The organism is Streptomyces sp. NPDC059989 (genome assembly GCF_042736975.1).
Lineage (GTDB): Bacteria > Actinomycetota > Actinomycetes > Streptomycetales > Streptomycetaceae > Streptomyces.
This window is the reverse complement of sequence record NZ_JBHWUO010000059.1, coordinates 19,914-41,903: the sequence shown is the minus strand read 5'-3', so window position 1 is coordinate 41,903 and position 21,990 is coordinate 19,914. Positions and strand designations below refer to the sequence as shown.

The following is a 21,990-nucleotide window of genomic DNA, read 5'->3' as shown; positions in this document are numbered from 1 at the left end:
ACGCCGGCGAGGCTATCCGTAGCCCCGCCGGCGTTTGAGGCGCGGGGGTCCGGGGGCTGGCCCCCGGCAACGGCGCCGCACCTGCGGGACGGGACCGGTCAGTTCAGCAAGGCACGGGCCGCCGCGGCCTCGCCGCGGATTCGGGCCGCCGAGGCGGCGTCCACCGCGTCCACGACGGTCGCGTACGCGTCGAGCTCCGCCGCCCCCTCCACGAACGCCCCGCGTTCGATGAGCAGCCGCGCCCGCTCGTACCGCAGCGACGCCGGATGCGACGGCAGCAGCAGCGACAGGTCCAGCGCCCACAGCGCCGCACCCGACTGCTCCGGCCGCGCCGAGGCCCACGCACGGATGTTGTTCAGGATCCGCAGCACGATGTCCAGGGTGCGGGCCGGGGTCCGCGGCCCCGACGCCAGTTCCGCCGGCCCTGCCCCCAGAGACGCGCCGCCCGCGAACGGGTCCACCACCACGCCCTCCTCCGGGTCCCCGAAGCCCACCACGAAGTGCCCCGGCAGCCCCAGCCCGTACACCGGCGCCCCCGCCCGCCGGGCGACCTCCAGCCAGACCACCGACAGGAGGATCGGCAGGCCGCGCCGCCGCCGCAGCACCTCGTGCAGCAGCGAGGACGACAGCCGGTCGTAGTCCGCCGGGGTGCCGTGGAAGCCGAGGTTCCCGCCCAGCAGCCGGGTCACCGCCGAGGCCCACGCCCGCCCGCCCCGCAGCCCGTACGGCAGCATCCCGGCCAGCCGGTCCAGCTCGATCTGCGCCCAGTCCAGCACCCGCTCGTCCAGGTCCGGGTCCGCCTCCATCGCCAGCAGCAGGCACAGCAGCGACAGGTCTGGCCGTTCCGAGCGGGCCTCCGCCGCGAACCGCTCCCGCGAGGACGGGCTCACCGCGCCGCCCGGTAGTGGTGGTACGCGTGGTGCGTCGCGAAGCCCAGCCCGTCGTACAGGCCCCGCGCCCCCGCGTTGTCCGTCTCCACCTGGAGCCACGCCGCCGACGCGCCCTCCTCCAGGGCCTTGCGGGCCAGCGCGGCCATCACGGCCGTCGCCAGCCCCTCCCGCCGGTGCTCCGGATCGACGGTCACCGCCGCGAAACCGGCCCACCGGCCGTCCACCACGCACCGCCCGATCGCCCGGCCGCCGGCCAGCGACGCGAACCACACCGACGGCCCGGCCACCAGCATCCGCCGGGCCAGATCCGGGTCGGTGACCTTCCCGTAGCGCGCCAGCCACTCCTCGTCCGGGACACGGGTCAGACGTACGGCCTCGGCCGCGGGCGCGTCCACGTCGCCCACCGGCGCCAGCGCCCCGATCCGTACCTCCGCCGACACCTCGGCCGCCCAGCCGCGCCGCTCCAGCTCCGCGATCAGCAGCTCCTGGGTGCCGACGGCCCCCGTCGCGGCCTGCACATAGGCCGGAAGATCTCGTTCCGCGTACCAGGAGGTCACTCGCGCGAGTGCATCGTCCAGCGGTATCCCGGGCTCGCCCAGCGGCAGCACCGAATTGGCCCGCCGGGTGAATCCGGCGGCCGCCCGCAGCGTCCACTCGCCCAGCCGTTCGCTCTCCAGCGGCTGCCAGGACCGCGCGGCGACCCGCGCCAGCTCCTCGAAGGACGCCGCCGGACCCCGCCGGCGGGCCGGCGCCGGGGGCACGACCTTGCCCGCCACCAGCGCGGATTCCGCGATGCGGACGGACTCGCCGTTCTTCTTTGTGATCAGCAGCACACCCTCGTTCCAGGATGTGAGAACACCTACCGTGTCCGTGAACTCGGGTGATCCACCCAGCCCGGCCTCCACCCGTCGTACAGAGACTCGTTTACCCACGTCAGCTGGGGTAATTCGGACCTCCAGCAGCCCACCGGCAGTGATTTCCACAGCTCTGTCCGCCCCTCCTGTTCGGATCGTGCCCGGGAACGGAGATACTAGGTGCGGGCATCGACGACGCCGCGCTCCCGCGCGATATGGAAAGCCCTACCGAGGAGGAACGAGAGCGTGACCTACGTCATCGCGGAGCCTTGTGTCGACGTCAAGGACAAGGCATGCATCGAAGAGTGCCCCGTCGACTGCATCTACGAGGGCCAGCGGTCCTTGTACATCCACCCGGACGAGTGCGTCGACTGTGGTGCGTGTGAGCCGGTCTGCCCGGTCGAGGCCATCTTCTACGAGGACGACACTCCGGAAGAGTGGAAGGACTACTACAAGGCGAATGTGGAGTTCTTCGATGAGCTCGGTTCGCCCGGTGGCGCTTCCAAGCTCGGCCTGATCGAGCGCGATCACCCCTTCATCGCTGCGCTGCCCGCCGGCATCAACGGCGAGCACTGACCTTCCAGGCAGACGCGCCCCTCGGTCCCGTACGGCCTTCCCGCCGCACGGGACCGAGGCGTTTTCCGCCCCCGCACCCAGCACTCAGAGAGAGCAGAGACCACCGTGGCCGCAGTATCCGACCGTCTTCCCGCCTTCCCCTGGGACAAGCTGGAGCCGTACAAGGCGACGGCGGCGGCCCACGCGGACGGCATCGTCGACCTGTCGGTCGGCACGCCCGTGGACCCGGTGCCGCAGCTGATCCAGCGCGCCCTGGTCGCGGCCGCCGACTCCCCGGGCTACCCGACGGTGTGGGGCACGCCCGCCCTGCGCGACGCGATCACGGGCTGGCTGCGGGGCCGCCTGGGCGCGAGCGCGGCCGAACACCGCAACGTCCTGCCGGTCGTCGGCTCCAAGGAGCTGGTGGCCTGGCTGCCGACCCAGCTGGGCCTGGGCGCCGGAACCGGGACATTGAAAGACAAGGTCGCCTACCCCCGGCTCGCCTACCCCACGTACGAGGTCGGCGCGCGGCTGTGCGGCGCCGAGGCCGTCGTCTACGACGACCCTACGGAGCTCGACCCGGCCGGCGTGAAGCTGCTGTGGCTCAACTCCCCGTCCAACCCCACCGGAAAGGTCATCCCGAAGGAAGACCTGATCCGGATCGTGGCCTGGGCGCGCGAGCACGGGATCCTGCTCTTCAGCGACGAGTGCTACCTGGAGCTGGGCTGGGAGGCCGAGCCCGTCTCCGTCCTCCACGACGACGTCTGCGGCGGCTCGTACGAGGGCATCGTCGCCGTCCACTCCCTCTCCAAGCGGTCCAACCTGGCCGGCTACCGGGCGGCCTTCATCGCCGGTGACGCGGACGTGCTCGGCGAGCTGCTGGAGATCCGCAAGCACGGCGGCATGATGACCCCCGCCCCGGTGCAGGCGGCCACGGTCGCGGCGCTCGGCGACGACGCGCACGTCGAGGAGCAGCGCGCCCGCTACGCCGCCCGCCGCACGGCGCTGCGCACGGCCCTGGAGGCGCACGGCTTCCGGGTCGAGCACAGCGAGGCGAGCCTCTACCTGTGGGTGACCCGCGACGAGCCCTGCTGGGACACGGTCGCCTACCTCGCGGGGCTGGGCATCCTGGTCGCGCCGGGCGACTTCTACGGCGAGGCGGGCGCGAGCTTCGTGCGCGTGGCCTTCACCGCCACCGACGAGCGGGTCGAGGCCGCCGTCAAGCGCCTCGGCTGACGGTCCGAACAGCCCGAAGGGGCCGGGAGTTCGTGCTCCCGGCCCCTTCGGCCTTGCTGCGGTTCCTGCGGCCCTACGGTGGTCAGCCGCCGAGACCGGGCAGGCCACCCGGCAGGGCGCCGGTCAGGCCACCGGTCAAGCCCTCGGGCGCGCCACCGGGCAGCTCGGTGGGCAGGCCGTCGCCCAGCGCGGGCAGCTGGCTCACGGGCAGGTCCTTCGTGGCGGGCAGACCACCCAGCAGGCCGCCCGCCTGGTCGGCCACGCCGGCGGCCGGAGCGGCCGCAGGAACGGCCTCGACGGCGCTGCTCGCGGTGTCCGCGGCCGTCGCGGCCGTGGCAGCCGCGGCGTCGGGGGCGTCCGCGGCGCTGGCCGCGCCGGCCGCACCGACCACGGGCGCTGCCCCGGCTGCGAGGAGCAGCGCGGCACGGGCGATCCGACGGGTCAGGGGGAGGGACATGTTGCTCCTAAGCGGTAGCGGCTGAGTACGCCGTGTACAACCGCTCGTGGGGCGGGTGGAGTTGCGGAGCCGGTAGGTAAAGGATGGGTAACGCATCCTTTAATCGGCTTCCGCGACAAGCGCATTGGATGCGCGCCGACCAGGCCTTCTGTCCCTCCAGGGGCCCCGTGGCACGCCCTCGCGACCACCCCCGCAGGAGTGACCCCTCGTACGCCCGACCGATCGCTAGCGAGCGACGAAGATCCGGACCTCGCCCGGCCCCGAGTTGTGCGGGTCGCCGTCGCCGTCCTTGGCGCCGCTGCCGCCCTTGGACTTCCACGCGTCGCCGTCCTTGCCCGCGATCCACGCGGACGTACCGTACGAGACCCGGGCGATGCCCAGCTCCCGCCCCTGGGCCACCGCCCAGTGCGCCATCGCCCGGCCCAGCCGCGCCTCGGCCGGGCCGCCGTCCGGCTTCAGCCGGACGCTGACCTCGGCCTCCCGGATCCGGCCCGGCGCCGACCGGCCGCCCGGCGCACCGTCCCGCACCTCGTGCAGCGCCGCCTTGCCGAAGGCCCGCTCCAGCGCCGCCTTCACCTTGGCCGGATCGCCCGGCGCGGAAGGGGCCGGCCCGGAGCACGCCAGCGTGGCCCGCGTGCCGTTCTCGCCGAAGGCCGCCGTCACCACCGTCGCGTCCGTCTCGTGCTTCGCGTACGCCTGCGGGAAACCGCTGAGCTGCACCTTCTGCGCGGCCACGGTCAGCGGGAGCCGCGTGTACCCCTTGATCTCGACGAGCCGGTCGTAGAAGATCCCGGCCGAGTACACCGGGTCCATGATCTGCTCCGGGGTCCCCCAACCCTGCGAGGGACGCTGCTGGAACAGCCCGAGCGAATCCCGGTCCCCGTGGTCGAGATTGCGCAGCGCCGACTCCTGCATCGCGGTCGCCAGCGCGATCGTCACGGCCCGGTCCGGCAGGCCCTTGGCGATCCCGACCGCGGCTATCGTCGCCGCGTTGGCCGCCTGCTCCGGAGACATCTCGTACGACTGGACGGTGTCCTGCCCGGCCGAACCGGCCCCGGTCGCGGTGGCCGTGCAGTACGGGGCGCCCATGCCGCCGTTGGAGTACCGCTGCACGGCGAAATAACCGATCACCGCGATCAGGACGAGCAGACCGACGGCCATACGGAACGGCCTGCGGCGACGGGGGCGTGGATCACGGGTCTCGGACACGCCGCCCACCGTACTTGAGGCATATGACGCGTCCACCGGCCGGACGCACGCGGCTGCGCCCCAGCCCGGGGCGTTAGGGTCGGTTCATGCCCGAATCCGAGCTGGACCTCACCCTGGACGCCGCCGAGCTGACCGCCCGGCTCGTCGACATCCCCTCCGTGAGCGGCGACGAGAAGGTAATCGCCGACCTAGTGGAACACGCGCTGCGCGCCCTGCCGCACCTCACCGTGGACCGCTTCGGCAACAACGTCGTCGCCCGCACGCACCTCGGCCGTGCCGAGCGCGTGGTGCTCGCCGGCCACCTCGACACCGTGCCGATCGCCGACAACGTCCCCTCCCGCCTCGACGAGAACGACGTCCTGTGGGGCTGCGGCACGACCGACATGAAGTCCGGTGTCGCCGTACAGCTGCGCATCGCGGCGACCGTGCCCGAGCCGAACCGGGACCTCACCTTCGTCTTCTACGACCAGGAGGAGGTCGCCGCCGACCTCAACGGCCTCGGCAAGGTCGCCGAAGCCCACCCCGACTGGCTGACCGGCGACTTCGCGGTGCTCCTGGAGCCCTCCAACGCCGAGGTCGAGGGCGGCTGCCAGGGCACCCTGCGCGTCCTGCTCCGCACGAAGGGCGAGCGCGCCCACTCCGCGCGCAGCTGGATGGGCTCCAACGCCATCCACTCCGCGAGCCCGATCCTGGCCCGGCTGGCGGCGTACGAGCCCCGCAAGCCGGTCATCGACGGCCTGGAGTACCACGAGGGCCTCAACGCGGTCCGCATCGAGGGCGGCGTCGCCAACAACGTCATCCCCGACGCGTGCACGGTCACGGTCAACTTCCGCTACGCCCCGGACCGCAGCGAGGCCGACGCCATCGCCCACGTCCGGGAGGTCTTCGCGGACTGCGACATCGCCGAGTTCGTGATCGACGACTCCTCCGGCGGCGCCCTCCCCGGCCTCTCCCACCCGGCGGCCGCGGCCTTCATGGAGGCGGTCGGCGGCCGCGCCATGCCCAAGTTCGGCTGGACGGACGTCTCCCGCTTCAGCGCCCTCGGCGTCCCGGCGGTCAACTACGGCCCGGGCGACGCCCTCCTGGCCCACAAGGTCGACGAACGCGTCGAAACGAAGGCCATCCTCCACTGCGAAGAACGACTCCGCGCCTGGCTGACCTCCTGAATTCCGCTTCCCGTCACCTTTGTGCGCCTACCCTGATCCAACGATCAGCAGGAGGGAGCACATCATGGGCAACCCCGAAGGCAACGCTCGTCGGCGGCCCGAGGAGCAGCAGCTCGGGCCGGTGCTGAGGAGGCGGAGCCAGATCAAGGCGGGCAGTACGACCGACCAGCGGCTGCTGGATTCGGCCGGGCCCTCCGAGTGGGTGCACACCGATCCCTGGCGGGTCCTGCGCATCCAGTCGGAGTTCATCGAGGGCTTCGGCACGCTCGCCGAGCTGCCGCCCGCCATCAGCGTGTTCGGGTCCGCCCGGACCGCGGCGGGCACGCCCGAGTACGAGGCCGGCGTACGGATCGGGAGCGCGCTCGTCGACGCCGGCTTCGCGGTGATCACCGGCGGCGGGCCCGGTGCGATGGAGGCGGCCAACAAGGGCGCCCGCGAGGCCAACGGCATCTCGGTCGGCCTCGGCATCGAGCTCCCCTTCGAGCAGGGGCTCAACCAGCACGTCGATCTCGGGCTGAACTTCCGGTACTTCTTCGTCCGCAAGACGATGTTCGTGAAGTACAGCCAGGGCTTCGTGGTCCTGCCGGGCGGTCTCGGCACGCTGGACGAGCTGTTCGAGGCGCTGACCCTGGTCCAGACCCAGAAGATCACCCGCTTCCCGATCGTGCTGTTCGGCACGGAGTACTGGAGCGGCCTGATCGACTGGCTGCGCAACACGGTGATCGCCCAGGGCAAGGCCTCGGAGAAGGACCTCTACCTCTTCCACGTCACGGACGACGTGGACGAGGCGATCGCGCTCGTGACGAAGGAAGTCGGGAAGTAGCGTCGGGAAGTAGTGGTCGGGAAGTAGCCTCCCCGGCTCGGCCGGCCCCCGGCGGGTGACCGCCGGGGCGCGGGCCGGGGTCAGGCCAGGCCGCGGCGGGCCACGGCAGGCGGCCGGTGGCCCTGGATCGTGCGGACCATGTCCAGGATCTGGCGGGTCTCCGCGACCTCGTGGACGCGGTAGACCTGCGCGCCCAGCCAGGCCGAGACGGCCGTCGTGGCCAGGGTGCCCAGCAGGCGCTCCTTGACCGGCTTGTCGAGGGACTCCCCGACGAAGTCCTTGTTGGACAGGGAGACCAGGACCGGCCAGCCCGTCGCCGTCATCTCGTCGAGGCGGCGCGTGGCCTCCAGCGAGTGGCGGGTGTTCTTCCCGAAGTCGTGGCCCGGGTCGATCATGATCGCGTCGCGGCGGACGCCGAGCGCCACGGCCCGCTCCGCTAGGCCGACCGTCACGCGCAGGATGTCGGCCATGACGTCGTCGTACGCGATCCGGTGCGGGCGGGTACGCGGTTCCACGCCACCCGCATGCGTGCACACCAGGCCCACGCCGTGCCGGGCGGCGACCTCGGCGAGCTTCGGGTCCACCCCGCCCCACGCGTCGTTCAGGAGATCGGCCCCGGCTTCGCACACGGCCTCGCCGACCTCGTGCCGCCAGGTGTCCACGCTGATCACGACGTCCGGGTGGCGGCGCCGCACCTCGGCCACGAAGCCGACCGTGCGCCGGGCCTCCTCGGCCGCGTCCACGTGCTCGCCCGGGCCCGCCTTGACCCCGCCGATGTCGATGATGGCGGCGCCCTCGGCGACCGCCTGCTCGACGCGGTCCAGTGCCGGCTCGTCGCGGAACGTCGCGCCCTGGTCGTAGAAGGAGTCCGGAGTCCGGTTCACGATGGCCATGATCACCGGCTCGTGGGTGTCGAACTCGCGCCTGCCCAGTCGCAGCATCCTGCTCTTTCCTCCTTCGGCGGCCCTTGCGCCTCGCTTGCGACCTTAACCTGGTGGCCGGAGTCTCTCAGGGGAGTTGATCGTGTTCTTCTTCTTGATGATCGCGCTGGTCGTGGTCGTGGCAGCGGTCACCCTGGCGGTGATCGGGGGCGGCTCGGAGGCCGTCCTGCCGGAAGCGGAGCCGGACCGGGTGGCCGACGGGCTGCCGGAGACCCGGCCCGTCACGCGGGCGGACGTCGACGCGCTGCGGCTGCCGGTCGCGCCGCGCGGCTACCGGATGGCCGAGGTGGACGACGTACTGGAGCGGCTGGCGGCGGAGCTGGCCGAGCGGGACGCGCGGATCGCGCAGCTGACCGCCGGAGCGGTCGCCTCCGCCGCGGGCGCGCCGGCCGACGCCCATGTCGACCTCACCAAGCACGGTGAGCGATGAGCGGCACACTGGCGGGCCCGGACGGGCGGCCGCGCTGCCCCTGGGCGCTGGCCACGGAGGACTACGTCGCCTACCACGACACGGAGTGGGGCCGCCCGGTCCACGGCGACGACGCGCTGTACGAGCGGCTGTGCCTGGAGGCCTTCCAGTCGGGGCTGTCCTGGCTGACGATCCTGCGGCGGCGGGAGGGATTCCGTAAGGCCTTCTCGGACTTCGGGATCGCCAAGGTCGCCGCCTTCGACGAGCGGGACGCCGAGCGGCTCCTCGCCGACGAGGGGATCATCCGCAACCGGGCCAAGATCGAGGCGACCCTGGCCAACGCGAAGGTCCTGGCCGGGTGGCAGCCGGGCGAGCTGGACGAGCTGATCTGGTCGTACGCGCCGGAGAAGCCGGGGCGGGCCCCCAGGGCGATCACCGAGATCCCGGCGGTCACCCCGGAGTCCACGGCCCTGGCCAAGGCGCTGAAGAAGGCGGGCATCCGCTTCGTCGGGCCCACGACGGCCTACGCCCTGATGCAGGCCTGCGGGCTGGTCAACGACCACCTGGCCGACTGCGTCTCGCGCGACCCGGCCTGATCCGGCGGCCGCCCCGGGCGGGGCGGGCGCGCCGGCGGTGCCGGCGGCTAGCGGCCCAGGTACTTCGGCGGCTGCTTGGCGAGGAAGGCCTGGACGGCGATGGAGTGGTCCTCGGAGGCCCCTGCGCGGCTCTGGAGGGTGTCCTCGTGGGCCAGGGCCTCGGAGAGGGAGCGGGAGGCCCCGTACGCCAGGGACTCCTTCAGGGCGGCGTACGCGACCGTGGGGCCCGAGGCCAGCGCGCGGGCCACGGCCTCGGCCTCGGCGTGCAGGGAGTTCGCGGGGACCAGGCGGTTGGCGATGCCGAGCTCGTACGCCTCCTGGGCCTTGACCGAGCGCGGGAAGAGCAGCAGGTCGGAGGCGCGGGAGGCGCCGATCAGGCGGGGGAGGGTCCAGGAGACCCCGGAGTCGGCGGTCAGTGCGACCCCGGCGAAGGAGGTGTTGAAGGAGGCGGTGTCGGCGACGACCCGGAAGTCGGCCGCCAGCGCGAATCCGAAGCCCGCCCCGGCCGCGACGCCGTTCACCCCGGCCACCACCGGCTTCGGCATCTCGGTGAGCGCCCGCACGATCGGGTTGTAGTGCTCGGCGACCGTGCTCATCGTGAGCGAGGAGCCGTTCTCGCGGTCCGCCGCGAGGTTTCCGATGTGCTCCTTGAGGTCCTGGCCCACGCAGAAGGCCCGGTCTCCGGCGGCGGTGAGCAGGACGGCCCGTACCGCCGGGTCCGCGGCCGCGGCCTGGACCGCGTCGCGCAGGGCGACCTTGGCCTCGGTGTTCATGGCGTTCATCGCGTCCGGGCGGTTGATCGTGACGGTCGCGAGTCCGTCGGTCACTTCGTAGAGCACGCTGTCGGCCATGGCAGGGAGTCCCCCTTCGTCGCGGGATTACTACCGGCCGGTACCGGCCGGTGCAAGGGCCAGCATGGCGGACCCGGCCGCACGTGCACATGTGATGTGCGTCAAAGAAAGCGGATGCCGTACTCCGGGTGCGGCGGCGAAGTATCGCAGGCGGGTCCCCGAAATGAGTGGTTTTGGCCGAGCGCGTTGCGCAAGCGTTCCCTGCCGATGTTGGTCATCGGGTCCTGACATGCGGGATAATGGCCGGGAAGCAATGTGTTCGATGCCGGGTTCCAGGCGCCTGAATGGGGCCGTCGGCTGACGATGAGCTGGTTTCAGGAAGGGGAACGAGCATGGCGGCCATGAAGCCGCGGACGGGCGACGGCCCGCTCGAGGTCACCAAGGAGGGGCGGGGCATCGTCATGCGCGTACCGCTCGAGGGCGGCGGTCGGCTTGTCGTCGAGCTGACCCCGGACGAGGCGGACGCCCTGGGTGACGCCCTGAAGAAGGTCGTCGGCTAACAGCGTCGGCACCATCTGCATTCTGCATTCTCTGCGCTGCCCCGACCGCTACAAGCGGCCGGGGCAGCGTTGTGTCCGCGTACGGGCCCGCCCCGGCTGTCGCCGGAGGCCGTCTGTCCGTCTGCCCGTCTGCGCCCTGCTGCGCCGAGGTCAGCGCCGCACGGCGCACAGCAGCCCGTCGCCCACCGGGAGCAGGGCCGCCTCCAGGGCGGGGCTCTCCCGGACGCTGCGCAGCAGCTCGCGGACCCGGAGCACCTCCACCGGCTGGGCCGCGGAGTCGACCGTACGGCCGTCGGAGAAGACCCCTTCGAAGCACACGAGTCCGCCCGGGCGCAGCAGGCGCAACGATTCGGCGAGGTAGTCGAGGGACTCGGCCGGGTCGCCGTCGCAGAAGACGAGGTCGTACCCGCCGTCGGCGAGGCGGGGCAGTACGTCGAGTGCGCGGCCGGGGATGAAGCGGGCGCGGTTGCCCGCGAAGCCGGCGGCGCGGAAGGCCTGGCGGGCGAAGGCCTGCCGGTCGGCTTCGGGATCCACCGTGGTCAGCACCCCGTCGGGGCGCATTCCGTGGAGCAGGTGGATGCCGGAAACGCCGGTTCCGGTGCCGATCTCGGCGACCGCCTTGGCGTCCGCGGTGGCGGCCAGCAGGCGCAGCGCGGCCCCGGTGCCGGGGGAGACGGAGCGCAGGCCCGCTTCCCTGGACCGGTCGCGGGCCCATCGCAGAGCGTCGTCCTCGGCGACAAACGCGTCGGCGAACGCCCAGCTCGTCTGCCGGTTGCCGGTAATGACCCTCTCCTGTCCCCATAGTTGGCGCAACGGTGACTGTATCCGTTGACGTCGGGAACCCGCAGATGGGACCGGGCGTTGTGAAGGGTGGAGGCGGGATCAGAAGGGACGGCGCCGGGCAGATCGGCGGCAAGGACCCTTCCGGGCCTCAAGATCCGTGCAAAGTTACTGCAAAAATGCTTATCCGGAGCTGACGGAGGGGGTGGCTATGGTAGGGACTCCACTGGACACCACCAGAGCCGACAGGGGAGGTGCGGCTGCGCCTGTGGATCGTGGGGGCGTGTTGAGACGCCTCTTCTGGTCGGCGGGTGAGCCGAAATCCGTGACCTACATTGCTGACCGCTTCCACACCGCCGACACCGCAACCACCGCGACCTTTGCCGCCGATGCGGGCTCGCAGGCGTGGACCCCTCCTTCGTGGGAGGAGATCGTCAGCACGCACAGCGCGCGGGTCTACCGCCTTGCCTACCGTCTGACGGGTAACCAGCACGATGCCGAGGACCTGACCCAAGAGGTCTTCGTCCGCGTCTTCCGTTCGCTGTCCACGTACACCCCCGGCACGTTCGAGGGCTGGCTGCACCGCATCACCACGAACCTGTTCCTGGACATGGTCCGCCGCAAGCAGCGGATCCGCTTCGACGCGCTCGCCGACGACGCCGCCGAGCGGCTGCCGAGCCGTGAGCCGTCCCCGCAGCAGGTCCTGCACGACACGCACTTCGACGCGGATGTGCAGCAGGCGCTGGACACCCTGGCTCCCGAGTTCCGCGCGGCCGTGGTGCTGTGCGACATCGAGGGCCTGTCGTACGAGGAGATCGCCGCCACGCTCGGCGTGAAGCTCGGCACCGTGCGCAGCCGTATCCACCGGGGCCGTTCGCACCTGCGCAAGGCGCTCAAGCACCGTTCTCCCGAGGCCCGTGCGGAGCAGCGTGCGCTGGCCGGGGTGGCGGTGGGCGCGCCGGGCGCCGGGGGAGAGGGCGGAGCCGAGTGAGCGGAGTCAGTCCGTCCCCCGCCGAACAGCACCTGGGCGACCGGCTTGCCGCCCTCGTGGACGGCGAGCTCGATCACGACGCGCGCGAGCGGGTCCTGGCCCACCTGGCCACCTGTGCCAAGTGCAAGGCCGAGGCCGATGCCCAGCGCCGTCTGAAGACCATGTTCGTGGAGAGCGCGCCGCCACCGCTGTCCGAGGGGCTGCTGGCACGCTTGCAGGGCCTCCCGGGCGGTGGCCTCGACGGACCTTCCGGTCCCGCGGGTCCCGCAGGACCGCGGGGGCAGCAGGGTTCCGTCGGCGCCGATCCCTTCGCCTCGTTCGCGTACGGCCTGCCGGCTGCGCGTCCGCGGCAGGAGGGCTTCAGGATCCACGAGGTCGGCCGTCCACGCCGCCGCTTCGCCTTCGTCGCGGCGGGAGCCGTATCGCTGGCCGCGCTCGCGCTGGGCGGTTCGCTGCCGCTGGAGACCGTGGATCCGAACGCGCGGGGGGACTCCCCGGCGCCCGCCTCCCGGCCCGGCCCGGGCCCGGCCGTGTCCGTGGCGGACGCGTCCGTCCGCGACCGCGTGCCCACGCCCGCGGCCGTACCGAGTCTCCTGTCGACCGTCGCGACCCCGCTTCCACCGCTCCACCCCTCCCCGCCGAGTACGGCCCGCCCGGTCTCCCTGCTGCGCTGACCCGGGACCTGATTGAATCTGCGGCACATGCGCACGAGTACGCGGGGAGCGCCCATGGCCGACAGGCAGCAGACCGATCCGGCTCCGCAGTGGTGGAGCCGGCCCGAGGGCACGGCGGACGCCCGCGGCGAAGGGGTTCCCGCCCCGAGGCCCGAAGGGAGCGCTGACGGCGGGGCCGAGGGGGCGGAGGAGCAGCACCGGGAGCCGGCCGCCCGCGAGGTGAAGTACGACCCCTGGGGCGCCCAGCCGTTGCAGGTCGTGGACCGCGGCCGGCCCGGCCGCGGATTCCGCTTGTGGCAGGTGGCGGCCCTCAGCCTGGGTACGGCCCTGCTCGCCGGCGGGGTCGGCGGGTACCTCGGCGTGCTCGCCGAGCGGGAGAGCAGCACCCGGCTGGAGCTGCCCCAGGCCGCGGTCGCCGCGGACAAGGGGCGCGCGCCCGAGAGCGTGGCGGGCATCGCGGCCACCGCACTGCCCGGGGTGGTCACCCTGCACGTACGGGGCGAGAAGAGCAGCGGGACGGGTACCGGCTTCGTACTCGACCCGCAGGGGCACATCCTGACCAACAACCACGTGGTCGCCGACGCCAAGGAGATAGCGGTCACCTTCAGCACCGGCGAGAGCGTCACCGCCGAGCTGGTGGGCCGCGATTCCGGATACGACCTGGCCGTGGTCAAGGTCAGCGGGGTCCGCGGGCTCCAGCCGCTGAGCCTCGGCAACTCCGAGAACGTGAAGGTCGGCGACCCGGTGGTGGCCATCGGCGCGCCGTTCGACCTCTCCAACACCGTCACCGCCGGCATCATCAGCGCCACCGGCCGGCCCGTCACCGCGGGCGGCGACAAGGGCGACGGCAGCGACATCAGCTACGTCGACGCCCTCCAGACCGACGCTCCGATCAACCCCGGGAACTCCGGCGGCCCCCTCCTCGACTCCAAGGCCCACGTGGTCGGCATCAACAGCGCGATCCGCGGCGCCGACAAGGGCGACGACGGCGCCGAGGGCGTCCGCCAGGGCGGCTCCATCGGCCTCGGCTTCGCCATCCCGATCAACCAGGGCAAGCGCGTCGCCGAGGAGCTGATCGCCACCGGCCGCGCCACGCACCCCGTCATCGGCGTCACCCTCGACATGCAGTACACGGGCGACGGAGCCCGGGTCGGGGACAAGGGCGAGGACGGAAAGCCGGCGGTGGTCGCCGACGGGCCGGGCGCCCGCGGCGGGATCAAGGCCGGCGATGTGATCACCAAGGTGGACGGCGTGCGCGTGCACGGCGGCGACGAGCTGATCATCAAGATCAGGGCCCACCGGCCGGGCGATCCGCTGACCCTCACGGTGCTGCGCGAGGGCCGTGAGCGAACGCTGGAAGTGGTGCTCGGATCGGCGAACGGCTCGTGAGAGCCCTGGGGTACCGTGTGTCCGGGCCCGCAGTGAAGAGAGCCGAGGAGCGGCAAGGTGTTCAACGACATAGGCGCACTCGAACTGGTCACGATCGTGGTGCTCGCCATTCTCGTCTTCGGGCCGGACAAGCTGCCCAAGGTGATTCAGGACGTCACGGGCGTCATCCGGAAGATCCGTGCGTTCTCGGACAGTGCGAAGGCTGACATCCGCTCCGAACTCGGCCCGGAATTCAAGGACTTCGAGTTCGAGGACCTGAATCCGAAGACCTTCATCCGCAAGCAGCTGACGGAGAACGAGGACCTCAAGGAGATCCGCAGCAGCTTCGATCTCCGCAAGGAGCTGAACGACGTCACCGACGCCGTCAACAGCAAGGAGACGGACCCCGCCCCGGGCGCCACGCCCGCCGAAGGCACCGGTCCCGACCTGCTGAAGAAGCCCGCGGCTCCCGCCTCCAACCAGGCCGCACGCTTCGACGCCGACGCCACCTGAGGCGCGGCCTGCCCGGCGATCCGCGGTCGGGTGGCTATCCTCCATGAGTCCGGATCCAGGACGCCCGAGGTGGGGGTCCCCCCAGCACAGCTAGGGGGAGGGTCGGTTCGGACCCCACGGAACGAGAGGCCGCTCAGATGGAGACGACGAGCAGTAGCCGGGTCGGGGCGCAGACCGCCGAGGCACCCGCCCCGGCCGCCGAAGGACCCGCGCAGGACGCGCAGACCACGCCCACGCCCACGCCCGCCGCGCAGACACCCGCGGACGCGCAGCCGCAGGAGGGCACCGGGCCCGTCCCGGCGACCCGCCGGACGGCCGAGGGGTTCCAGGCGGCCGGCTTCCCCTGGTACGGGCTGGACGGGGCCTTCACCGGCCCCCGCTGGCTCATGCAGGTGGGCACCGCCGCCGACGGGACCGTCGAGCACGGCTCCACCGGCCACGGCGACGAGCCGTCCGCCCGGGGCGAGATCGCGACCGGCGAGAAGGAGCGCTTCGCGGTGGTCATCACCATCGCGGACAATCCCCTCCGCCGCAGCGGCGACGGCACCGGCACCCTGGAGGCCACCTCGGTCTCCTCGGCCGCCTGGCTGGCCGGCTCGGGGCTGCTGGCCTACAGCTGGCCCGGCCAGATGGACCACTCCCTGCGCAGCGACTGGCTCGACCAGCAGACCGAGGCCGCGTGGGAACTCGCCGACGACCTCGGGGGGCCGGACTGGTCGACGCTGTCGCTGCCGGTGGACGGGGAGCCGACGCCGTTTCACTACCGTGAGTCGGAGTTCGGGTGGGTGCTCGCCGGGTCCACCGGGAGCGGGGTGCACCTGGGTGCGTACGGGCGGGGGATGAGTGCGTACGGGCTCGGGTTCTCGGTGATCTCGGACCTCGGCGCGTACGAGTAGCCCTGCGGGTACGAGTACGGGTACGGGAAAGGGCACCGCTGGTCGGCGGTGCCCTTTTCACGCTGCGCGCCCCGGTGCGGGCCGGTGGCGGGGTTGTGCCCACCCGTCCCGCCCTGCGGGACGATTGCCCACAACCGGGGTCAGAACTTGTTCCTGGGGGTGATGCCCAGGGACATGCCCGAGAGGCCGCGGGCGCGGCCGCCGAGCTTGCCGGCGATGGAGCGCAGGGCCGCGCCGGCCGGGGAGTCCGGGTCGGACAGGACGACGGGCTTGCCCTCGTCGCCGCCCTCGCGGAGCCGGACGTCGATCGGGATCGAGCCCAGCACCGGGACCGTCGCGCCGACCGTCTTGGTCAGGCCGTCGGCGACCTTCTGGCCGCCGCCCGAGCCGAAGACGTCCACCATCTCGTCGCAGTGCGGGCACGGCAGGCCCGACATGTTCTCGACGACGCCGACGATCTTCTGGTGGGTCTGCACGGCGATCGAGCCGGCCCGCTCCGCGACCTCGGCCGCGGCCTGCTGCGGGGTGGTCACGACCAGGATCTCCGCGTTCGGCACCAGCTGCGCCACGGAGATCGCGATGTCGCCGGTGCCCGGCGGCAGGTCCAGGAGCAGCACGTCCAGGTCGCCCCAGAACACGTCCGCCAGGAACTGCTGGAGGGCTCGGTGGAGCATCGGACCGCGCCACACCACCGGCGCGTTGCCCGGGGTGAACATGCCGATCGAGATGACCTTCACGCCGTGCGAGGACGGCGGCATGATCATGTTCTCGACCTGGGTCGGACGGCCTTCGACACCGAGCATGCGCGGCACGCTGTGGCCGTAGATGTCCGCGTCGACCACGCCGACCTTCAGGCCGTCGGCCGCCATCGCCGCGGCCAGGTTGACGGTGACCGAGGACTTGCCGACGCCGCCCTTGCCGGACGCGACCGCGTACACACGGGTCAGCGAGCCCGGCTTCGCGAAGGGCACCTCGCGCTCGGCGGTGCCGCCGCGCAGCGTGGCGGCCAGCTCCTTGCGCTGCTCGTCGCTCATCACGTCGAGGGTGACCGCGACGGAGGTGACTCCCGCGACCTTCTCGACGGCCTCGGTGACCAGCGTGGTGATGGTCTCGCGCATGGGACAGCCCGACACGGTCAGGTACACGGTGACGGCGACCGCGCCGCCGTCGCCGATCTCCACCGATTTCACCATGCCGAGCTCGGTGATCGGCCGGTGGATCTCGGGGTCGTTCACGGTCGCCAGCGCGTCCAGGATCGCGTCCTGCTCAGGCACGGCGGCGGCGTCCGCGGAGCTTGTGTCGATAGCCATGCCCCGATGGTACGGCTCGGTAGCACGCCGCAGGTAAGCCCGTCAGCGGTCGCCTTCGTCACGTTCCGACGGGAATAGCCGCCGCTCGTCCATCTCCTTGATCAAGTCCTGGAACTCGGACCTGATCCAGTCGCGCGTGGCGACCTCGCCCAGGCCCATCCGCAGGGCCGCGATCTCCCGCGTCAGGTACTCGGTGTCGGCGATGGAGCGCTCGTTCTGCTTGCGGTCCTGCTCCAGATTGACCCGGTCGCGGTCGTCCTGCCGGTTCTGCGCCAGCAGGATCAGCGGAGCGGCGTACGAGGCCTGCAGCGACAGCATCAGCGTCAGGAAGATGAACGGGTACTGGTCGAACCGCAGGTCGTCCGGCGCGAAGATGTTCCACAGCACCCAGACGATGATGACGACCGTCATCCAGACGATGAACCGGCCCGTGCCGAGGAACCGCGCCACCCGCTCCGACAGCCGCCCGAACGCCTCCGGGTCGTACTCGGGCAGCAGCCGCCGGCGCGCCGGGCGCGGCAGGTCCAGCCGGACCCGCGAACGCGTCAGCGCGCTCGAACCGGTCGACGGGCCGAACTGACCGGCCCTCGCCCGCTCGCCGCGCTCGAAGGAAGAACGTTCCACCCGCTCCGCGGCCGCCTCGGCCAGCCCGTGATCGCGCGCCTGCTGCCGCGCCTGCTCGCGCCGCTCCCGGATCTGCTCGCGCCGCTCCCGCAGCTGCCGCCGCTCGCGCGACTGGTCGCCGCGCCCCCGGTCAGTGCCCATTCACGACCTCCTCGGAGTGGAAGTCGGTCTCGCGCCAGTCGTCCGGCAGCAGGTGGTCCAGTACGTCGTCCACCGTCACCGCGCCCAGCAGCGAGCCGCTCTCGTCGACCACGGGCACGGCGACCATGTTGTAAGCGGCCAGGTAGCTGGTCACCACGGGCAGCGAGGCGTTCGGCCGCAGCGGCGCCAGGCCCGTGTCGACGATCGAGCTCACCAGCGTGAACGGCGGGTCCCGCAGCAGCCGCTGGAAGTGCACGGTGCCCAGGTACTTGCCCGTCGGCGTCTCGTCCGGCGGCCGGCACACGTACACCTGGGCCGCCAGCGCCGGCGACAGGTCCGCCTGCCGTACGCGGGCCAGCGCGTCGGCGACCGTCGCGTCGGGCCGCAGCACGATCGGCTCGGTGGTCATCAGACCGCCCGCGGTCCGCTCCTCGTAGGACATCAGGCGCCGCACGTCGGCCGCGTCGTCCGGCTGCATCAGCGTCAGCAGCCGCTCCTTGTCGTCCTCCGGCAGCTCGGAGAGCAGGTCGGCCGCATCGTCCGGGTCCATCGCCTCCAGGACGTCGGCGGCGCGCTCCTCCTTCAGCTTCCCGAGGATCTCCACCTGCTCGTCCTCCGGCAGCTCCTCCATGACGTCCGCCAGCCGGTCGTCGTCGAGGGCGTTGGCCACCTCGGCGCGCCGCTTCGGCGACAGGTGGTGCAGGACGTTCGCCACGTCGGCCGGGCGCATCTGCTCGAAGGTGGCGACGAGGTTCTCGGCGCCCTGCCCGTGCTCCTCCAGGGAGAAGCCGGTCACCGCGGACCACTCCACGGTCAGGGTCTCGCCGCGCCGGCGCAGCGCACCCGACTTGCCCTTCCGTACGAAGATCTTGTCGATCTCCCAGTCCCGGCGGGCCGGCAGCTGCTGGATGGCCACGTCCAGGACGGTGACCTCCTCGCCGTCGGCGACCAGCTTCACCCGCCGGTCCAGCAGCTCACCCAGGACCAGCCGCTCGGTGGGGCGCTGCTCGAAGCGCCGCATGTTGACGACGCCGGTGGTGATGACCTGCCCGGACTCCACGCCCGTGACCCGGGTCATCGGCAGGAAGATCCGGCGCCGGCTGACCACCTCGACCACCAGGCCCAGCAGCCGCGGCGGACGGCCGCCGACGCGCAGCATCGCGACGAGGTCGCGGACGCGGCCCACCTGGTCGCCGTTGGGGTCGAAGACGGGCACACCCGACAGATGCGAAACGAAGATCCGTGGGGCGCCTGCAGCCATCCGAGCGCCTCCAGACGCGTCAATCAACAGTCCTGCCGCCCCTCAGGCTAGCCCGTGGGGCGGGCAAGCGTCCTGGTGGGGCGTCCGGCCGGGGTCTCCATGGGGGGTTGAGGGCCGCGGGCCCCGGACAGGTACGCTGCCTGCTGCTCGAAGACGACGACGAGAGGCACCCGCACGTGACCGCCTACTTCCCCGCCGCGAGGCTGCGCCGGGCCGCCTTCATCGGTGCGCTGTGCGCGGGACTCGCCGTCACCGGCACGGGCTGCGGGGAGGATCCGGACGAGGGGACGAACGGGGTCGGGAAGCTCTCCGCGGACAAGATCGAGGAGAAGGCGAAGGCGGCCGTGACCGGGGCGGACTCGGTGCACCTGTCCGGCACGCTGGTGAGCGGCGGCAAGACCTTCACCCTCGACATGCGGCTGAAGTCGGACGGCGGCTCCGGCGAGGTGAAGTCCCAGGACGACACGTTCCAGCTGCTGCGGGTGGGGGAGCAGCTGTACCTGAAGGCCAACGCGGCCTTCTGGGGCAAGTCAGACTCGGCCGGCAAGCTCGGCGACAAGTACGTGAAGGTGCCGGAGGCCGACCCTTCGTACAAGCAGTTCCGCGGCTTCACCGACATGGACGTGCTGCTGGACGGGCTGCTCGGGCTGGAGGGGAAGCTGGCCAAGGGCTCCTACACCCAGGTCGGGCACACCCGCGCGGTCCAGGTCACGGCGGACGCGGGCAAGGGCGGCAAGCTTTCGGTGTCCCTGGAGGGGACCCCGTACCCGCTGCTCATGGAGCGTGCGGGGGGCGCCGGGCGGGTGGAGCTCGCGGAGTGGGGCAAGACCTTCCCGCTGGACCCGCCCGCGCAGGACCAGACCGTGGACTACGGCACGCAGCTCCCGACGACGAAGGACCAGAACGGCGAGCCGGCCCCGGCGCCGTCGAAGGGCTCGGGCCAGGGGTCGAACCCGACAAAGCCGTAGCCCGGCAATATCCAGCCTCGCCGGCGTCTGAGGCGTGGGGGTCCCCCCGGACGGAGTCTGGGGGAGGGTCTGGGGCGGAGCCCCAGGTCCCGGCGGAGCCGGGCTTCCCAGCTCCGGGCGCGGGGGCGGTTCCGGCGGGGCCGGGCGCGCGCCGGGGCACCTCCTCGGGCGCCGAACGTGGCCAGGGGTCGGAGAGTGACGGGCTTGTTCCGTTCGGCGCCCTGCGGGGGCGCCCCGGCACGCACCCGGCCCCACCGAAACCGGCGGCGTCGGGCGCTGCGGGGGGCGGCCCGGCGCAGCCGGTGGGCGGGCGTTAGGCCCGGGTGGACTTCTTGCGCTTCAGGAGGAGCTTCGGGAGGTGCGCCGGGATCGGGCGGCGGGTGATCGCGGGGGAGTCCAGGGGGGCCGCGGACAGGGAGCCGCCGGGCAGGGCGGAGACCGCCTGCGGCTCCAGCCGCAGCAGCCGGCACTCGCGCGCCCAGCGCTCGGTCATCTCCTCCGAGTCGGGCGCGTTCAGCCGCTTGCCCTTGAGCTCGGCGACCGCCGCCGCCCACTCCTCGCCGCGGGGCGCGAGTTCCCGTACGGTCGCCGTCCAGGCGACCAGCCGGCCGCCCTTGTCCTTGCTCCGTACGGTCACCTCGGCGACGGCGCCGTCGGCCAGGCCGGGGAACGGCTGCTCGCCGGGCCCGTCGCCCAGCACGTGGGCCGCGCCGTCCACCCACGCGTGCCACAGGGCCCGGTCGGCCCCGGCACCGCGGACCCAGATCAGGCCGGACTTCTTGGTGGCCTCCTCGACGAGGGCCAGGTCGAGCGTGCTGAGAGTCATGCGGACAGGGTAACTAGAGCCAGCCGTGGCGGCGCAGCGCGCGGTGGATGGTGAAGCAGGAGGCGGCGATCGCGGCCATCACCATCGGATAGCCGTAGCGCCAGTGGAGCTCCGGCATGTGCTCGAAGTTCATCCCGTACACCCCGCAGATCATCGTCGGCACGGCGATGATGGCCGCCCAGGAGGTGATCTTGCGCATGTCCTCGTTCTGCGCGACCGTCGCCTGCGCGAGATTGGCCTGGAGGATCGAGTTCAGCAGTTCGTCGAAGCCGACGACCTGCTCGTGGACGCGGGCCAGGTGGTCGGCGACGTCGCGGAAGTACTTCTGGATGTCCGGGTCGACCAGCCGCATGGGGCGCTCGCTCAGCAGCTCCATGGGGCGCAGCAGGGGGGAGACGGCCCGCTTGAACTCCAGTACCTCGCGCTTGAGCTGGTAGATGCGGCCCGCGTCGCCGCCTCGCGTACTGCCCTTGGCGGGGGCGGCGAAGACCGCGCTCTCCACCTCGTCGATGTCGTCCTGCACGGCCGCCGCGACCGCGATGTACCCGTCGACCACGTGGTCGGCGATGGAGTGCAGGACGGATGAAGGGCCCTTGGCGAGGAGGTCCGGGTCGTCCTGGAGGCGGTGGCGCAGCCCCTTGAGGGAGCCCTGGCCGCCGTGCCGGACGGTGATGACGAAGTCGGGGCCCGTGAAGCACATCACCTCGCCGGTCTCCACCACCTCGCTGGTCGCGGTCAGTTCGGCGTGCTCGACGTAGTGGATCGTCTTGAAGACGGTGAAGAGGGTGTCGTCGTAGCGCTCCAGCTTCGGCCGCTGGTGCGCGTGCACCGCGTCCTCCACGGCCAGCGGGTGCAGGCCGAAGGTGGCGGCGATCCCCGCGAACTCGGCCTCGGTCGGCTCGTGCAGGCCGATCCAGGCGAAGCCGCCGTCCTCGCGGACCCGGCGGATCGCCTCACGCGGCGTCAGACAGGCCGGCCCCAGCACGCGCCGGCCGTCGCGGTACACGGCGCAGTCGACCACCGCGCTGCTCGCCGACGGGTCACGGGTGGTGTCGTAGCCGGGCTGGGCGGGGGTGGACTTGCGCAGCGACGGGCGGACGGCCGCACGCAGGTAGGGCAGCATCGACATGGCAGGCTCCTTCGCACGCACG

Annotated in this window: 25 protein-coding genes; 13 read left to right on the top strand and 12 right to left on the bottom strand. The window is 72.3% G+C overall.

Going from position 1 to position 21,990, the window contains the following annotated elements; genetic code table 11:
• Window positions 1-98: 98 nt before the first annotated feature.
• Window positions 99-890 (bottom strand): transglutaminase-like domain-containing protein, encoded by a 792-nt coding sequence (locus ACFWBN_RS34120; RefSeq protein WP_385183768.1) that lies wholly within the window; start codon window positions 888-890, stop codon window positions 99-101.
• A complete protein-coding gene (locus ACFWBN_RS34115) occupies window positions 887-1,873 on the bottom strand; it encodes a GNAT family N-acetyltransferase (RefSeq protein WP_385183765.1) in 987 nt (328 codons plus the stop codon). Before ACFWBN_RS34115 ends, ACFWBN_RS34120 begins: the two co-directional genes overlap by 4 nt.
• A gap of 117 nt (window positions 1,874-1,990) precedes the next feature.
• Between ACFWBN_RS34115 and fdxA the strand changes: the two genes are divergently transcribed.
• Together fdxA and dapC are read left to right on the top strand one after the other, a co-directional pair.
• The gene (gene fdxA, locus ACFWBN_RS34110; RefSeq protein ID WP_030713714.1) at window positions 1,991-2,320 is read left to right on the top strand and encodes a ferredoxin; all 330 of its coding nucleotides are present in this window, start codon (window positions 1,991-1,993) and stop codon (window positions 2,318-2,320) included.
• A 105-nt stretch (window positions 2,321-2,425) separates the two neighbouring features.
• Window positions 2,426-3,535 carry a succinyldiaminopimelate transaminase gene (gene dapC, locus ACFWBN_RS34105; protein ID WP_385183762.1) on the top strand — a complete coding sequence of 370 codons (1,110 nt, stop codon included), beginning with the start codon at window positions 2,426-2,428 and terminating at the stop codon, window positions 3,533-3,535.
• A gap of 82 nt (window positions 3,536-3,617) precedes the next feature.
• On the opposite strand, the gene ACFWBN_RS34100 is transcribed toward dapC, so the two are convergent.
• Together ACFWBN_RS34100 and ACFWBN_RS34095 are read right to left on the bottom strand one after the other, a co-directional pair.
• On the bottom strand, window positions 3,618-3,992 hold the full coding sequence (locus tag ACFWBN_RS34100; RefSeq protein WP_385183759.1) for an ATP-binding protein: 375 nt from the start codon (window positions 3,990-3,992) through the stop codon (window positions 3,618-3,620).
• Window positions 3,993-4,217: 225 nt separating this feature from the next.
• The gene (locus ACFWBN_RS34095) at window positions 4,218-5,201 is read right to left on the bottom strand and encodes a hypothetical protein (protein ID WP_385183756.1); all 984 of its coding nucleotides are present in this window, start codon (window positions 5,199-5,201) and stop codon (window positions 4,218-4,220) included.
• An 86-nt stretch (window positions 5,202-5,287) separates the two neighbouring features.
• On the opposite strand from ACFWBN_RS34095, the gene dapE reads away from it, so the two are divergent.
• The gene (gene dapE / locus ACFWBN_RS34090) at window positions 5,288-6,367 is read left to right on the top strand and encodes a succinyl-diaminopimelate desuccinylase (protein ID WP_385183753.1); all 1,080 of its coding nucleotides are present in this window, start codon (window positions 5,288-5,290) and stop codon (window positions 6,365-6,367) included.
• A 64-nt stretch (window positions 6,368-6,431) separates the two neighbouring features.
• On the top strand, window positions 6,432-7,190 hold the full coding sequence (locus tag ACFWBN_RS34085; protein ID WP_385183750.1) for a TIGR00730 family Rossman fold protein: 759 nt from the start codon (window positions 6,432-6,434) through the stop codon (window positions 7,188-7,190).
• Between the two features lie 80 nt (window positions 7,191-7,270).
• Here ACFWBN_RS34085 and folP read toward each other — a convergent pair whose 3' ends face one another.
• Window positions 7,271-8,131: a dihydropteroate synthase gene (folP, locus tag ACFWBN_RS34080; protein ID WP_385183747.1), complete on the bottom strand. Its 861-nt coding sequence runs from the start codon at window positions 8,129-8,131 to the stop codon at window positions 7,271-7,273.
• 76 nt (window positions 8,132-8,207) lie between these two features.
• Here folP and ACFWBN_RS34075 point away from each other — a divergent pair, with 76 nt between their 5' ends.
• Together ACFWBN_RS34075 and ACFWBN_RS34070 are read left to right on the top strand one after the other, a co-directional pair.
• Window positions 8,208-8,561, top strand: a complete 354-nt coding sequence (locus ACFWBN_RS34075; RefSeq protein WP_385183744.1) for a DivIVA domain-containing protein — start codon at window positions 8,208-8,210, stop codon at window positions 8,559-8,561.
• The gene (locus ACFWBN_RS34070; protein ID WP_385183741.1) at window positions 8,558-9,136 is read left to right on the top strand and encodes a DNA-3-methyladenine glycosylase I; all 579 of its coding nucleotides are present in this window, start codon (window positions 8,558-8,560) and stop codon (window positions 9,134-9,136) included. Before ACFWBN_RS34075 ends, ACFWBN_RS34070 begins: the two co-directional genes overlap by 4 nt.
• 47 nt (window positions 9,137-9,183) lie before the next feature.
• On the opposite strand, the gene ACFWBN_RS34065 is transcribed toward ACFWBN_RS34070, so the two are convergent.
• On the bottom strand, window positions 9,184-9,987 hold the full coding sequence (locus ACFWBN_RS34065; RefSeq protein WP_385183739.1) for an enoyl-CoA hydratase/isomerase family protein: 804 nt from the start codon (window positions 9,985-9,987) through the stop codon (window positions 9,184-9,186).
• A gap of 332 nt (window positions 9,988-10,319) precedes the next feature.
• Here ACFWBN_RS34065 and ACFWBN_RS34060 point away from each other — a divergent pair, with 332 nt between their 5' ends.
• Complete coding sequence (locus ACFWBN_RS34060; RefSeq protein WP_003966491.1) at window positions 10,320-10,487, top strand: DUF3117 domain-containing protein; 168 nt, start codon at window positions 10,320-10,322, stop codon at window positions 10,485-10,487.
• Between the two features lie 150 nt (window positions 10,488-10,637).
• Here the strand turns inward: ACFWBN_RS34060 and ACFWBN_RS34055 are convergent, their stop codons facing one another.
• On the bottom strand, window positions 10,638-11,300 hold the full coding sequence (locus ACFWBN_RS34055) for an O-methyltransferase (RefSeq protein WP_037919526.1): 663 nt from the start codon (window positions 11,298-11,300) through the stop codon (window positions 10,638-10,640).
• A 178-nt stretch (window positions 11,301-11,478) separates the two neighbouring features.
• On the opposite strand from ACFWBN_RS34055, the gene sigE reads away from it, so the two are divergent.
• The 5 genes from sigE to ACFWBN_RS34030 all read left to right on the top strand — a co-directional run bounded on the left by sigE (window position 11,479) and on the right by ACFWBN_RS34030 (window position 15,709).
• Window positions 11,479-12,258 (top strand): RNA polymerase sigma factor SigE, encoded by a 780-nt coding sequence (gene sigE / locus ACFWBN_RS34050; RefSeq protein WP_385183736.1) that lies wholly within the window; start codon window positions 11,479-11,481, stop codon window positions 12,256-12,258.
• Window positions 12,255-12,932, top strand: coding sequence for a zf-HC2 domain-containing protein (locus ACFWBN_RS34045; protein WP_385183733.1), 678 nt, complete (start codon window positions 12,255-12,257; stop codon window positions 12,930-12,932). Before sigE ends, ACFWBN_RS34045 begins: the two co-directional genes overlap by 4 nt.
• 54 nt (window positions 12,933-12,986) lie before the next feature.
• Window positions 12,987-14,321: a S1C family serine protease gene (locus ACFWBN_RS34040; RefSeq protein ID WP_385183730.1), complete on the top strand. Its 1,335-nt coding sequence runs from the start codon at window positions 12,987-12,989 to the stop codon at window positions 14,319-14,321.
• 57 nt (window positions 14,322-14,378) lie between these two features.
• The gene (locus tag ACFWBN_RS34035; protein ID WP_385183727.1) at window positions 14,379-14,813 is read left to right on the top strand and encodes a sec-independent translocase; all 435 of its coding nucleotides are present in this window, start codon (window positions 14,379-14,381) and stop codon (window positions 14,811-14,813) included.
• A gap of 137 nt (window positions 14,814-14,950) precedes the next feature.
• Window positions 14,951-15,709 carry a hypothetical protein gene (locus ACFWBN_RS34030; protein WP_385183725.1) on the top strand — a complete coding sequence of 253 codons (759 nt, stop codon included), beginning with the start codon at window positions 14,951-14,953 and terminating at the stop codon, window positions 15,707-15,709.
• A 140-nt stretch (window positions 15,710-15,849) separates the two neighbouring features.
• Here ACFWBN_RS34030 and ACFWBN_RS34025 read toward each other — a convergent pair whose 3' ends face one another.
• From ACFWBN_RS34025 to ACFWBN_RS34015, 3 genes are all read right to left on the bottom strand, one after another.
• Window positions 15,850-16,965 (bottom strand): Mrp/NBP35 family ATP-binding protein, encoded by a 1,116-nt coding sequence (locus ACFWBN_RS34025; protein WP_385183776.1) that lies wholly within the window; start codon window positions 16,963-16,965, stop codon window positions 15,850-15,852.
• Between the two features lie 96 nt (window positions 16,966-17,061).
• A complete protein-coding gene (locus ACFWBN_RS34020) occupies window positions 17,062-17,715 on the bottom strand; it encodes a DUF1003 domain-containing protein (protein ID WP_385183774.1) in 654 nt (217 codons plus the stop codon).
• Between the two features lie 58 nt (window positions 17,716-17,773).
• Window positions 17,774-19,045, bottom strand: coding sequence for a magnesium transporter MgtE N-terminal domain-containing protein (locus ACFWBN_RS34015; protein WP_385183723.1), 1,272 nt, complete (start codon window positions 19,043-19,045; stop codon window positions 17,774-17,776).
• A gap of 176 nt (window positions 19,046-19,221) precedes the next feature.
• On the opposite strand from ACFWBN_RS34015, the gene ACFWBN_RS34010 reads away from it, so the two are divergent.
• Window positions 19,222-20,013 (top strand): hypothetical protein, encoded by a 792-nt coding sequence (locus ACFWBN_RS34010; protein ID WP_385183719.1) that lies wholly within the window; start codon window positions 19,222-19,224, stop codon window positions 20,011-20,013.
• 313 nt (window positions 20,014-20,326) lie between these two features.
• On the opposite strand, the gene ACFWBN_RS34005 is transcribed toward ACFWBN_RS34010, so the two are convergent.
• Together ACFWBN_RS34005 and ACFWBN_RS34000 are read right to left on the bottom strand one after the other, a co-directional pair.
• Entirely contained in the window at window positions 20,327-20,839 is a 513-nt protein-coding gene (locus ACFWBN_RS34005) for a hypothetical protein (RefSeq protein ID WP_385183717.1), read from the bottom strand.
• 13 nt (window positions 20,840-20,852) lie between these two features.
• Window positions 20,853-21,968: a magnesium and cobalt transport protein CorA gene (locus ACFWBN_RS34000; RefSeq protein ID WP_385183714.1), complete on the bottom strand. Its 1,116-nt coding sequence runs from the start codon at window positions 21,966-21,968 to the stop codon at window positions 20,853-20,855.
• Window positions 21,969-21,990 lie beyond the last annotated feature (22 nt).